Raw genomic sequence first — 13,376 nt, 5'->3', positions numbered from 1 at the left:
AACAACACCATGAAAATTAAGCTACTACTATTAAGCTTTTTGCTTTCACTTGGCATGACAAACGCCCAAAGTCCCGTCGGAATATTTTCTGACCACGTGGATGTTGGCAACCCAAAGAAGAAAGGCGGAGCTACCTACGACGAACAAACCCAAACCTATTTTATCAAAGGTGCAGGGTACAATATTTGGTTTGAAAGGGACGAGTTTCACTTTGCCCACCAAAAACTAAAAGGAGACTTTATCTTGACAGCCAACTTTGGTTTCAATGGCGACGGAGTTGATCCCCATCGTAAAATTGGTTGGATGGTGAGAGAATCGTTGGATGAGAGTGCGGCCCATGTCAGCGCCACTCTTCATGGCGACGGACTAACGGTGCTACAATGGAGGGAGTTACGAGGAGCGTTTATGCGAGATCCTCAGGATGAGATTTTTCCGCCGAAAAGTAATTATACAATCATCCAACTTGAACGCTCTGGTAAGGAATTGATCATGAGGGCCGCCCATTTCGGGGAGCCACTTCAGTTGATTGGCTCACACATGATGCCGGATATGCCTGATGAGGTGTTTGCCGGCATTTTCGTGGGCTCGCATAACCCCGACGTAGTAGAGGAAGGAATAGCATGGAATGTAAGAATAGACAAGCCGCTGCCAGCCACTTACAATCCTTATAGAGAGGGCTGGCTCGGTGCCCGCCTGGAGACAATGACAATAGCTGATGGTAAAAGAACCGTGATTTACGAAAAGGAAAAGGGCTTCGAGGCACCCAATTGGATGCCCGATGGCAGGGAGCTTCTTTTTAACATGGATGGTTCTATTTATACTATTCCGCTCACTGGCGGAGAGCCTCAGCAGCTAAATACTGGCGATCTAAAGCGCAACAACAATGACCACGGCATTTCCTTTGATGGTAAAATGCTGGCGGTAAGCAGCCACAGAGACGGGTTGCCCGGTGGTGGGTCGACCGTGTATGTGCTGCCGTTGACTGGTGGAGTTCCGGATTTGGTTACCGAAAAAACGCCCTCTTACTTTCATGGATGGGCTCCCAATAACAAAGAGGTGGTATATGTGGCACAACGGGGTGAAGCAAAGGGCTACAATATCTACAAAGCCAATATTAAGACAAAGGTGGAAACTCAGCTAACCAATTTCACTTATGGCCATGTCGACGGATGCGAGTACTCCCCAGATGGTAAATACATTTATTACAACGGGTCGCAGTCGGGTACTATGCAGCTTTGGCGCATGAAGGCCGACGGCACGGGACAGGAACAGCTTACGTTCGACGACAACAACGACTGGTTCCCTCACATTTCCCCTGACGGGAAGTGGATACTTTACATTTCGTTTCCTCCAACGATTCCTGTGAATGACCACCCACCGTATAAAAGAGTTGAGCTGAAAATTATGGCGGCAGCCGGCGGGCAGTCAAAGGTACTTGCCTACATGTACGGAGGGCAGGGTACTATCAATACACCATCGTGGTCGCCCGATAGTAAATCTGTGGCTTTCGTGAGTAACTCAGGAAAAAAGTAAGCATCGCAGTTCGGTGAAATTGGAAATTCATCAGCTACAATGTGCTACTAGTAAGTTTGGTAAACATAAAATGTCGTTAACAAAAGTGCCCGGCTAGTTTCCGGGCATTTTTGTTTCTCTACATTGATACATAATATACTCAATACAAAGTAAACTATTGCATTGCCCAAACTTGCCTACACTTCTTTCAAAAGACCACGGTATTTGTAACCTTCTGAAAAAAGCACTTGAAGTGATGCTATTATTGGGGATATTATAAATGTTTTAAAAAAAGGTGCCTTTATGGGTCTGGATTTTTCCTGATCTTTACAGAGTGGCGAATTTTTCAATAACGATAGCAATATTGAAGAGAATGGGGTGGATAAGGTATTTCGTTTTGATTGCTTTGTGTCAGGTTGCGACCAAATGGGCCAACGCCCAAAACAACTCTGCGCTGACAAGCAATATTAAGTTTGAACAGCTCACTGACGGTCTTTCAGAGAAGTCAGTAACGAGCATCATCCAGGACCAGCATGGCTTTTTGTGGTTTGGCACCCGAAACGGACTGAATCAATATGATGGGATTGAGTTTAAGGTATATGAGTATATCCATGGAGACAGCACCTCGCTGAGCAGCAGCTTTGTAAACTGCATGGCAGAGGACAAGGATGGCAATATTTGGGTGGGGACAATGGACGCTGGACTGAATCTCTACAACAGAAACTCCGACAACTTCACCCGTTTCCAAACTAAACCCAATGACCCCGAAAGTCTCTCCGACAATTGGGTGACAGATCTGTTCATCGATAGCCACGACAATGTTTGGATTGGTACCGAGGGTGGGGGGTTGAATGTGGTGTATGCCGACTCAAAAGCTTTCAAGCATTTTAAGAATGACATAAAAGACCCCCTGAGTTTGGCCAACAACCACGTAAGGTCAATTTGCGAAGATAGCAACGGCAATATTTGGGTGGCGACTTACGGTGGCGGACTGGACAGGTTTGACACTGGCGGACAAAGGTTTATTCATCACCGTCATGAGCCTGGCAATGTAAAGAGCCTTTCCAGTAACTACCTGAACTCATTTTTGAAAGACAGTGACGGGCAAATTTGGATTGGTACACGAGAGGGCCTCAGCCGCCTGGTGCCAAAAGATAATGGTGTAGAGTTTCAAAGACTGATGCCCAATATTGTAGATCCAACTGGCCTGGTGCACAACATTGTGCTTAGCATCAGCGAGGACAACTATAACCGGCTTTGGCTTGGAATGGAGAACGGTGGATTGTCGATCTACGACAAGCAAACCGGGCAGTTTTCCAACTTTTGGCCCAATCCACTCGACCCAACAAGTGTAGGTGCTAACTCGATTTGGGCAGTTTACAAAGACAATATTGGCACCATGTGGCTGGCTGCCCGCAACAGGGGTTTGAATAAATGGGATCAGTATCAGACAAAGTTCATTCATCATATTTTGCCGCCATCGGGGGGGCATACCCTGGCTAATAATGATATCATCTGTTTTGTAGAAGACAAGGAGGGCAACTTATGGATAGGAACCGACGGTGGCGGCCTGAACCATTTTAACAGGAAAACCAACGAGGTAAAAAGCTATGTGCACGACATCAATGACCCCAAAAGTATCGGGAGTAATTCTGTCATTTCTTTGGAGATCGATAGCTACGGAGATCTTTGGGCAGGCACCTGGGAGGGCGGACTCAATAGGTTTGATAAAAAAACAGGCACCTTTCAGCGATTTGAAAGTGATCCAGATGATGCTTCAAGCATAGGATCGAACTATGTGTTTTCGATTTTTGAAGACAGTCAGCGTAGACTGTGGGTGGGTGCATTCTATGAAGGACTGGATCTGTTTGATAGGAAGACGGGCACATTTGTGCATTACGAAGTGAATCCTGATGACCCCGAATCTTTGAGTCACAACAGGGTGTTTACGATGTTTGAAGACAGTCGGGATAACATCTGGATTGGAACTGAAGGAGGAGGTCTTTTACAAATGACGTTTGCTGGCGATGGAGAGCCGGTTTTTAAAACCTACACCAACAACCCCAAGGACTCTACCACCCTCAGCAGCAATGTGGTAAACGCTATTTATGAGGACACCAAAGGCACCCTATGGGTCAGCACCTGGGCAGGTCTTAACAAGTTTGACTACGAAAAAGGAACCTTCGAAACTTTTCGCAAAAATGATGGGCTTGCCGATAATGTAGTCAACGGAATTTTGGAAGATGAGCGGGGCAAGTTTTGGATCAGCACCAATCAGGGAATCAGTGAATTCGATCCTGAAAGTAGGAGCTTCAAAAACTATAACACCGCAGACGGGCTACAGGAGCAGGAGTTTGTGAGGGGCGCCTATTTGAAAAGCCAGTCCGGCGAATTCTTTTTTGGTGGGGTAAATGGTTTTAATTCATTCTATCCGGGAGAGGTAAAGGAGAATCCACACATACCACCCGTGTACATCACCAACTTTTGGATATACAATGAAGAAGTGAGGCCGGGAGCAAAAGGCTCAGTTTTGGCACAAAACATTATCGATACAAAAGAAATAACACTGACCTATCACCAAAACGAATTTAGCTTTGAATTTGCGGCGCTTAACTATTCTCAGGCATTTAAAAACAGCTACTCTTATATGCTGGAAGGATATGATGAGCACTGGCACGAGGCTGGCACTCAGCGCACTGCCAGCTACACCAAGGTGCCTCACGGCGACTACGTTTTTAGGGTAAAGGCTTCCAATAATGATGGTCTTTGGAATGAAGAAGGGGCTTCGTTAAGAATAATAGTAACACCCCCGTGGTGGGCTACCTGGTGGGCCTATGCAGTGTATGTATGCATTGGGATTGGACTGCTTCTGTGGTATCGACAAGTGCTTATCTACAGAGAAAGACTCAAAAGCGATTTGAGGCTCGAGCACATGGAGCTGACGAAAATGCAAGAAATGGATGCTATGAAATCCAACTTTTTTGCCAATATATCACACGAATTCAGAACCCCGCTCACTTTGATGCTAAGCCCATTAAAGTCCATGTACTCAGGGGCATTTCGTGGCGACGTAAGAAAGCAGTACGGCGTCATGATCAGAAGCGGAGAGAGGTTGCTAAGATTGATCAATCAACTGCTTGACTTGTCAAAGCTGGGGAGTGGCAGTATGAAGCTGGAGGCCAGCCGAACCGATGTCGTCGAGTTTTTGAAACCAATCGCAGCGTCTTTTTCGTCTTACGCCACTCAAAAAAAGCTCTCCTACTCTTACAACCATCCGAACGCTCCCCTGGAAGCATATATTGATCATGATAAAATTGAAAAGATAGTAACGAACCTGCTGTCGAATGCCTTCAAGTTTACCATTGAGGGAGAAATCTCGCTCAATGTGAGCCGGATTTCGATGGAAATGACTGATAGCGATGTAGGCGGGGAGTTTGTGCAAATCACAGTCAAAGACTGCGGCGTCGGAATCCCCAGGGAACATTTGCAGTCAGTTTTTGACAGGTTTTACCAGGCGGATGTTGACCATCACGGTGACCAGGAGGGCACTGGCATAGGCCTTTCGCTTACCCGGGAGCTGGTGGAGTTGCACAGGGGAAGGATATCAGTAAAAAGTACGCTTGGTGAGGGTTCGTGCTTCAAAGTGCTCATCCCTATGGGCAAAGCGCATTTGCAGGACAGTGAAATTGTGGAGCCAGAAAAGGTCGGAGCCGTGAGCATCGGTCATGTGGTGGAAGAGTTGGAAGAAAGAGACAAGCAGAACACTGGTGAGGCTGCTATTGTGAAGACCGACCCCAAAGAGGGTAAACCGCTGGTGCTGATAGTGGAGGACAATGCAGACTTGCGTACCTACATGAAAGAAAGTCTGGAGCACAGCTATGAAATTATTGATGCTGCAAATGGGAAAATAGGGCTGGAAAAATGCATCGAGCTGGTACCAGACCTTATCATTTCTGACATCATGATGCCATTGATGGATGGAGTGGAAATGTGCCATTTGGTAAAAACGGATAGTCGGATAAGTCATGTGCCAGTGATACTGCTCACAGCCAAGGCTGATTTGGAGGATAAACTCACGGGCCTGGAAACAGGGGCCGACGACTACATCACCAAGCCTTTCGATTCCAGGTTTTTGGAGGTAAGAGTACGCAACCTGATCAAAACGAGGGAGCTGATGAGGGAGCGCTTTATGGGCAACCGGAAGCTGGTGTTGGAACCTAAAGAGATTACCATTACTCCTCTGGATGAAGTTTTCATGAAAAAGGTGTTGAAAACCATTGAAGACAATATTGGTGATTCGGAGTTCAGGGTGGAGGATCTGGGCAGAGAGGTGGCGATGAGCAGAATGCACTTTTACCGAAAGGTGAAGGCGCTAACCGGCCAAACTGCCGTAGAGTTTATTCGAACGATAAGACTCAAAAGGGCCGCTCAAATGCTGAATCAAAATCAGCTGACTGTTTCTGAAATTACGTATGCCGTGGGCTTCAATGACCTGCAATACTTCAGAAACAGGTTCAAAAAGTACTTTGGTGTCAGCCCTTCGGAGTACGCAAGCCAGTTTGCTGGCGACAAGTCTGAGGTTGAAAGCGAGGCTCGTGATTCTTGACCTACTCAGCGACTGGCGAAGTCTTTCGGGGAGCAGAACATGGAATGGGAACATTCTTAGGAAAGGGCTACTACTTTTCGGTAGGGCGGTTTACCTTTAGCCTAGAGTTTTAAACAAAGAAAAGCGTTGTGGCCTCAGGCCATGTTGAAAATGTAAATACACTAGATACATATGGAAATACATGACAAATCAGGATTAACCACTTACTTACCCAGCGATGCCCGTTACAAGAGCATGAAGTACCGCCGCTCGGGCAGAAGTGGCATTCTCCTTCCTGAAATTTCGTTGGGCCTGTGGCACAACTTTGGACACAAGGACAACCTGCTCAATGCTCAGCTTTTGCTTCGCAAGGCGTTCGACATGGGCATCAATCATTTTGACCTTGCTAATAATTATGGCCCTCCATTCGGTTCAGCCGAGACCAATTTTGGCCGTATGTACAACGACGACTTCAAGCCTTACCGCCACGAGCTGTTCATTTCCAGCAAAGCTGGCTACGACATGTGGCCGGGCCCTTATGGTAACTTTGGCTCACGTAAATATCTGGTCAACAGTCTTGATCAGAGCCTTAAGCGAATGAACCTGGATTATGTTGACCTGTTCTATCACCACAGGCCTGATCCACATACGCCGCTGGAAGAGACCATGGGAGCACTTGATTTCATTGTCCGGTCGGGAAGGGCTTTGTACGTGGGTATTTCCAATTACCCTGCGGCGGAAGCCAAAAAAGCCATTGCCATTTTGAAGGAGCTTGGCACGCCATGTTTGATCCACCAGGCCCGCTACTCGATGCTTGACCGTTGGGTAGAAGATGGCTTGCTGGATGTGCTGACCGAAGGTGGCGTTGGCTGTATTGCCTTTAGCCCACTGGAGCAGGGCATGCTGAGCAATAAGTACCTGAACGGTATTCCAGCTGATTCAAGGGCGGGGCAGGGCATGACCTACCTGGAAAAGGAAACGGTCGAGAAAAACCTGCCCAAGATCAAAGAACTGAACAAAGTAGCGCAGGAGAGGGGACAGTCATTGTCGCAAATGGCCATTGCCTGGCTGCTTCACAACAAAGCCGTGACGTCGGTACTTGTTGGCGTAAGCAAAATTGAACAGCTGGTAGACAATGCAAAGACTTTGGAGAACACTTCGTTTTCTGATGTGGAAGTGAAGAAGGTTAAAGCAATTTTGACTGCCTAAAACCTAAGAAGCCACCTCCTGGCAAGTCCTGGGAGGCGGCTTCTATTGTTAGAATGATGATATAACCGGCTTAAATCAGAGTCCCTGGGCGATTGCCTTCACTTTCGCCAGTCCGGTTTTACACACTTCCAGCGCATCCTGCGCCCAATATTCTTTGTTGAAGACTTCTAACGACAGAATCAGCGGCCTTTTTGGCGATTGAAATGCCTGGAGTATTTTCTTGGTGGGTGCCAGCCCTTCTCCGGGATATATCCTGTCTCCATCTTTCACAACATCCCTTGGAATGTCGGTATAGTCATTCACGTGCAGCACCTGAACTGACAGTGGATTGGCTATTTGCAGCGTGTCGTAGCTGGAACCTCCTTTGTACAAGTGGAAGATATCCAGATTGATACACGCAGATGCGTGGCCCGACTCCGCAGCCACAAACAATGCCTGGCTGAGCTTGTGAAGGTTTTTGGAATGCCCCCAAATCTCCAGTTGAGGAACAACGCCCGACTGATCTCCCATTTCCAGAATGGTTCGATACCGCTCGGCTGCTTTGTACAAATCGAGGCCCGCCTCAGCCGTGGCACCCGACGGTGGCGCTGCAATACGCTTGCATCCTAGCTGTGCCAGCATATCCATTTCTTTCTTTAGCTGTTCCAACCCTTTGTTTCGGGTAGCTTCGTCGTCCACTATCCACTGCGCAAAGCCGATGGTATTTTCAACACTGATGCCAAGGTCTTTGATGATTTTGGCCGCTTCTTTGATCGTTCCGCCACCATCGAGGTACTTTTGCAGGGTAGGAATCCATATTTCTACAGCCCGGAAGCCGCCTTTGGACGCTGTTTCGAGTTCCTTGACAAAACCCAGATTATGCCCCATTATTGTGGCCATGTTGAGGCAGGGAATGAAGTCGCCTGCGGCACTCTTCAGTATGCCGGTGGCGCTGTCTTCAATGAGAGATGTAGTGGGGTGGCTAAACCCAAACGATGGTAATGCCATGAGGCCGGCGGTGCCACCAAGGTATATAAGTGCACTGCGGCGGGAGTAGGTAGGTGTTTTCATTTAGCTAATTTAAAATATTTGACGAGATCAGGGTAAGCCGTTTATCTAATTATTCGGGATTTAGTCATGCGCATCGAACTTTGTCTATAACCAGATATGGCTTTATTGCAAAACAAAAAAAGGAGACCTCCCGGCCTCCTTCATTTTCGAAATGCTGTCTTTTCAGATTAGCAGCATCCTGTAGAGCTACCGCCTCCGCAGCAGCCTCCACCACAACAATCGTCTCCCATAATAATACATGTTTTGGTTTACATAGAAGAGACGAGGGCATGGGGAGAAGGACGCTCCTTGCAGCGGCAATTTTTTTGAGGGATCATGTCGAGGATATTCCCATACTTGTCGGCTGGAATAGTGCAGCATTCTAAAAACAAGTCTTTCAGGTGAAGCCTTGCTCGCTGCACCCTCGATTTGGCAGCCGTATAGCTAATGCCCTCTTGTTCAGCAAACTGTTTTTGTGGCATCCCCTCAATGTCTACTTTTTTAATGGCTTCTTTGTGCAGAGAAGAAAGGTTGTGGATAAAAGGTGACATGCATTGGGCAAACGTGGCATTGAATGGATTCTCCTCTTGCTGCAATACGAGGTCATCAGGCAGCTCGGTGAATTGCTTTTTTGTCCTGAAATGATCCAGCACCGTGTTTCGTGTGATTTGCCACACCCAGCTCACCAGTTTTCCCTCATCTTTCAGTGTATGCCGCCTGGTGTGGATTTTTACAAAGACATCCTGCAACACGTCATCACTGGCCATTTCGTCTTTCAGCGAGTGCCGGATGAACGCATGTAGCTCTTTGTGAAAGGATGTCCAGATGAATTCGGTCGTGTGCATGTCGGTTGTGTTCATTTAATATAGACGATGCAATAGAAAAAAAGACGCTATTCTCTGGTAAATTTTTCAAACAATGTGCACTTAAATAAAGTGTTTTTTCAAAAAGGCTTTTGACACAAAGATCAACAACAACAAGAAATAAGTGGAGCCGATAGTGATAACGCCAACAATCGGCAGACCTGCAGTAACATTGGCTATACTTTGGAAGATCCAGTGCGTAGGGAAGATGCCGAAAGCCGCACTAAAATGTTGGGGGAGAAAAAAAGCTACCACAGGCACCAGAACGCCTATGTTAAAAGCTTTGATGTAAATCAGCCCTTCCATTCTGCTTTTCACAAGCGCATTGATGCCCAAAACATACACTGGCACCACACTAGCTGTTAGTAGTGAGATGGCCAGGTTAGCCGCCCAGTGGATCGGATAGAAGGGCTGCACCGCCAGCAGACCGACATTTAGCAAAACGGTGAACAGAAAGGGGATAAGCATTCTTGAAAAAAGGTATTGGATATGAGTGAGCGGCACTACGCCATAAAGCCTGGCGACTTCAGTTTCCTTCTCATCAATCAGCACCATGCTGCTGATGAAGCAAAATGTCTGCGTGTTTTCTATTACCCCAACGACCAGAAATACTGGTAAATAGGGGGCAAGGAAGTCATATTTTTCGACGAGGCCTGGTACAAACCAAACAATGAGCGCATAAAGTAGAATTGGCAGCACCAGAAAACCACGCAAAGAGGGACTCCTGAAAATGAGCTTAAAGTCTGTGACGGCGAGCTTAATAACTGTCTTCATAACTTAGTGGTGGATCAGTTTTTTGTTGAATAAGCGGAAGGCCAACAGGTAAAACAGAGGAGGCCAGATGATTACGGGGAGGTACGACAACACCGTCGGGCGGGCACCGTCCACCAGCGAGTCGGCAATGAGTGAAAGGCTGGCCTGCACAGGAAAGATATTCACAAAAAGGCCAAGGTCGACGGCGCCAAGATAGTGAAGGACAGGCAAGTTGACGAAGACCATGAATACAGGAATAGACAGCATGGCAAAATTGAGAAACTCATCGGCAAAGGTCAGCATAGCAATACCTAATAAAGCGGATAGCACGCAGATGGAAAAAGCCCCGATAGCGTACGAGAGAATGTCGAAAGACAGCCCTTTTACTGAAAAGGCGAGCCCAAGAGAACAGACCAGGCCTACAATCGACAGAGACAGGACTTTTGAAAGAAGGTAGTGGTGCAAATTGATGGGTGAAACGAAGATAGCCGGGAGAATTTGGTGCTTCTTTTCGGTGTAAATGGCCAGTGCGACAAAAAAATAGCCTATAACTGAAGGGTCGTTGAGCACGAGGAACACGAGAAGCTCATTCAGACTTCCCCACGACCTCAAGAAATAGAGAACTATGCCATAAATGAGTGTCACCCCCAGGCTAATGCCAATGATGTTATTTTTTTGCAGCAAAATGAATTGCCACTTGAGTTGCTGGCCGAGTGTTATCATGCTTTCAAAGATTTTCCAGTTACCTTAATAAAAACCTCTTCCAGGCTGGCTTCCATGGTGTGAATCTTGCTTACCTCTCCAAGCCTGATAAAGGCAGCAAAGGCAGTACTTTCACCAAGTTTAGCCAATGGAAACTCCTGCATTTGGCCATCTGCTAGCTGGACTTCCACCGCCTGTTTACCATACTTTGCTTTCAGCCTTTCGGGTGTGTCGGTGATCCGCAGTTCGCCATCCACAATAAACCCCACCCTGTCACAAAGCTCATCTGCGGTGTGCATGCTATGTGTGGTGATGAAGATGGTTTTTCCAGCCTCTTTCAACCTCATAATATGTTTTCTTATAATCTGCGCATTTACCGGATCGAGGCCGGAGGTGGGCTCGTCAAAGTAGAGGATGTCCGGATCGTGTTGGATCGCTCTGATAAAATTCAGGCGCATTTTCATGCCTTTCGAGTAGGTTTCCACAGCCTTGTCCATGTCCTTCTCAAGGCCTACCATTTCAAACAAATGCAGAAGGTCAGCCGGCTTGTTTTTACGGTAGAAGGAAGCAAACAGAGCCAGGTTCTCTTTTCCTGTAAGCTTCAAATAGTGATTGGGCAGCTCAAAACCCACTCCAATATTCTCGAAGTAGGACTGATCCCAGCTGTTCACGTCTTTGCCGTCTATGATCACCTCACCTTTGTAGCCGTTGAGAGTCTTGTAAAGTATTTTCTGCGCAGTGCTTTTGCCAGCCCCTGACGGGCCGAGAAAACCGAAGATCTCACCTCTCTTTATTTCGAAGCTGAGTTGTTTCAATGTTGGGGTATCGTTACCCGGATACGTGAACTCAAGTTTTTTTACCTCTATCATCGTTTCATCTTTTGTCTAAAGCAGCTTTCAAGATTTCTATGTACTGATCTACAGTTCGGAGCAACACCTCTTCCTTTTTATGAAAAACAGGCAGGCCTTTCTCAATACTTTTTTTCGTGTCAATTTCTCCTAGTGCCAGTAATTGGTCGTTAATAGCAAGACTTGCTTTGTAAAGGAAGAAACCCTGAGTTTTGGCAGGGATATCCCTTCTGAACTTCCCTATTGCTATCTCGCTTTCGACCATTTTTTCAAAGACAGTCACGGTTTGATCTAGCATGTTTTTGTATAGGTGTTGGATAGAAGGAGAGTTGATGTTGTCGACCAGCTTGTGGAGAAAATGGCTTTGCAAAGGATTCTCAAGGTCAAACTTTACACCATGTTCATATAACGCCCGAAAATAGAGCCAAAAGTCGGGGAAGTCGGTTCTTTTCAAATGGCCAATATACCTTGCTTTGACGGCTCCGCATTCTCCCACCAAATAGGTAAACAGGTCCAGCTTATCGGCAAAATACTGGTATACGCTGCCCTTGGCGATTCCAAGCTCTGATACCACCGAAGTCAATGAGGCTTCGTCGTAGCTGTGAAGAGCAAATTCACGGAGGAAGGCGTCTGTGAACTGCTTTCTCTTGTCTGGCTTCAGTTTGTTAAAAGTGGCTTTTGGCATTGTATTGACTAATTATGACCATGCAGTCACAATTATAATCAATTATTATGACTAGTCGGTCATTTTTTTATATATTTTTTTCTGTGGTTAGGGTAAGCCGGATTTTTTTGACCTTGCCAGACGAGATCGGAATAGGGGCAACTGCAGATTTTTTTAACCGGGAAGCGTCTTTTCATAAAGTGCCTCGTCTCCAAATAAAAAAAACTACAATATGAACCACATTTATTTCTGGAGAACAGGCAGTGCCGTCTTTTTGATGTTGACTATTTCCGTTGCGACGTTGGTTGCTCAGCCGCTCACTGGAGCTGGGAGTGAATTGTACAAAGAAAAACAACCAGACCCGGTTCGGGGTCACTACAAAAGCATTTCGAAATTCGATGCGCAGCCGTCAGAGAGCGGGGAGGAGATCGACCGGTTGAAATATCCGCTGACGGACAATGACCTACAGCGGGCAAATAGCCGGAAACCTTATTATCTCACTGAGAATGAAAGTTTTGAAATCAAAGCTTACCCCGCCAACAGCTCTGAACAAACAAGAAAAGAGATAGACTATTTGCTGGCGTTGCAGGAGCAGCGTTTCAAGGAAGACATGGACATCTGTCTTTATATGGCCACTGTTTGGTTCAGTCACTCATATAAACCGGGAGATAAGGAGTATCCCAGAATGCGCCGCAATTTATATTTTATTGGTCGCTCTATAGGTACCTGGTTCAATGCCGATTCTCTTCCCGCTACCACCCAGCTTGTTTCAAATGTATGGGCCGATGCCAGCTTTTATATCTGGAAGTATAAGATTGAATTCGCCAGGATACGACCCTACAAACTTGAGCCAAAGTTGAAAAACATCGAGGAAACCAATTGGCCGGCTTATCCGAGTGGTCATGCTGCCAATTCGTATGTGAATGCCTACCTTTTCTCTGAGCTTGCTCCCGAATTCAAAGATGTGTTTATTAAGGATGCCCTGGACATGGCCCATTCAAGAGAAAGGATTGGGGTGCATTACCCAAGTGACTCGGAGGCCTCCAGACTATTGGCGAGACAGCTCGTGAACAAACTGTTTGAATCGGCGGAGTTCAGGGAAGATTTTGCCAAAGCCAAAGAAGAATGGACGAGGGTGAGGGCAAGGAATTTTTAATGCCGCAGTTTGTCTATGCTGATGGCGATGGCGGCAGAGTAGAAAAGCAAGTGGG

At 46.6% G+C, this 13,376-nt stretch carries 10 protein-coding genes; 4 read left to right on the top strand and 6 right to left on the bottom strand.

Annotation, left to right across the window (positions count from 1 at the left end; translation table 11 throughout):
* Window positions 1-9: 9 nt before the first annotated feature.
* The 3 genes from RIF36_RS14610 to RIF36_RS14600 all read left to right on the top strand — a co-directional run bounded on the left by RIF36_RS14610 (window position 10) and on the right by RIF36_RS14600 (window position 7,306).
* Window positions 10-1,533, top strand: coding sequence for a TolB family protein (locus tag RIF36_RS14610; RefSeq protein ID WP_350122405.1), 1,524 nt, complete (start codon window positions 10-12; stop codon window positions 1,531-1,533).
* A gap of 352 nt (window positions 1,534-1,885) precedes the next feature.
* On the top strand, window positions 1,886-6,118 hold the full coding sequence (locus RIF36_RS14605) for a hybrid sensor histidine kinase/response regulator transcription factor (RefSeq protein WP_350122403.1): 4,233 nt from the start codon (window positions 1,886-1,888) through the stop codon (window positions 6,116-6,118).
* A 171-nt stretch (window positions 6,119-6,289) separates the two neighbouring features.
* A complete protein-coding gene (locus RIF36_RS14600) occupies window positions 6,290-7,306 on the top strand; it encodes an aldo/keto reductase (protein WP_350122401.1) in 1,017 nt (338 codons plus the stop codon).
* Between the two features lie 75 nt (window positions 7,307-7,381).
* Here RIF36_RS14600 and RIF36_RS14595 read toward each other — a convergent pair whose 3' ends face one another.
* From RIF36_RS14595 to RIF36_RS14570, 6 genes are all read right to left on the bottom strand, one after another.
* Window positions 7,382-8,356, bottom strand: a complete 975-nt coding sequence (locus RIF36_RS14595) for a sugar phosphate isomerase/epimerase family protein (RefSeq protein ID WP_350122399.1) — start codon at window positions 8,354-8,356, stop codon at window positions 7,382-7,384.
* 248 nt (window positions 8,357-8,604) lie between these two features.
* Complete coding sequence (gene sigZ, locus RIF36_RS14590; RefSeq protein WP_350122397.1) at window positions 8,605-9,180, bottom strand: RNA polymerase sigma factor SigZ; 576 nt, start codon at window positions 9,178-9,180, stop codon at window positions 8,605-8,607.
* Between the two features lie 81 nt (window positions 9,181-9,261).
* Complete coding sequence (locus RIF36_RS14585; protein WP_350122395.1) at window positions 9,262-9,972, bottom strand: Rv2686c family ABC transporter permease subunit; 711 nt, start codon at window positions 9,970-9,972, stop codon at window positions 9,262-9,264.
* A gap of 3 nt (window positions 9,973-9,975) precedes the next feature.
* Window positions 9,976-10,674: a fluoroquinolone export ABC transporter permease subunit gene (locus RIF36_RS14580; protein ID WP_350122393.1), complete on the bottom strand. Its 699-nt coding sequence runs from the start codon at window positions 10,672-10,674 to the stop codon at window positions 9,976-9,978.
* Window positions 10,671-11,522, bottom strand: a complete 852-nt coding sequence (locus RIF36_RS14575; RefSeq protein ID WP_350122391.1) for an ABC transporter ATP-binding protein — start codon at window positions 11,520-11,522, stop codon at window positions 10,671-10,673. Before RIF36_RS14575 ends, RIF36_RS14580 begins: the two co-directional genes overlap by 4 nt.
* 4 nt (window positions 11,523-11,526) lie before the next feature.
* Window positions 11,527-12,186: a TetR/AcrR family transcriptional regulator gene (locus RIF36_RS14570; RefSeq protein WP_350122389.1), complete on the bottom strand. Its 660-nt coding sequence runs from the start codon at window positions 12,184-12,186 to the stop codon at window positions 11,527-11,529.
* Window positions 12,187-12,397: 211 nt separating this feature from the next.
* Here RIF36_RS14570 and RIF36_RS14565 point away from each other — a divergent pair, with 211 nt between their 5' ends.
* Window positions 12,398-13,321, top strand: a complete 924-nt coding sequence (locus tag RIF36_RS14565) for a phosphatase PAP2 family protein (protein WP_350122387.1) — start codon at window positions 12,398-12,400, stop codon at window positions 13,319-13,321.
* Window positions 13,322-13,376 lie beyond the last annotated feature (55 nt).

The sequence above is a fragment of the Imperialibacter sp. genome, assembly GCF_040222815.1.
Taxonomy (GTDB): Bacteria; Bacteroidota; Bacteroidia; order Cytophagales; family Cyclobacteriaceae; genus Imperialibacter.
The sequence above is the reverse complement of the archived record's forward strand: the minus strand, read 5'-3'. Positions and strand labels throughout refer to the sequence as shown.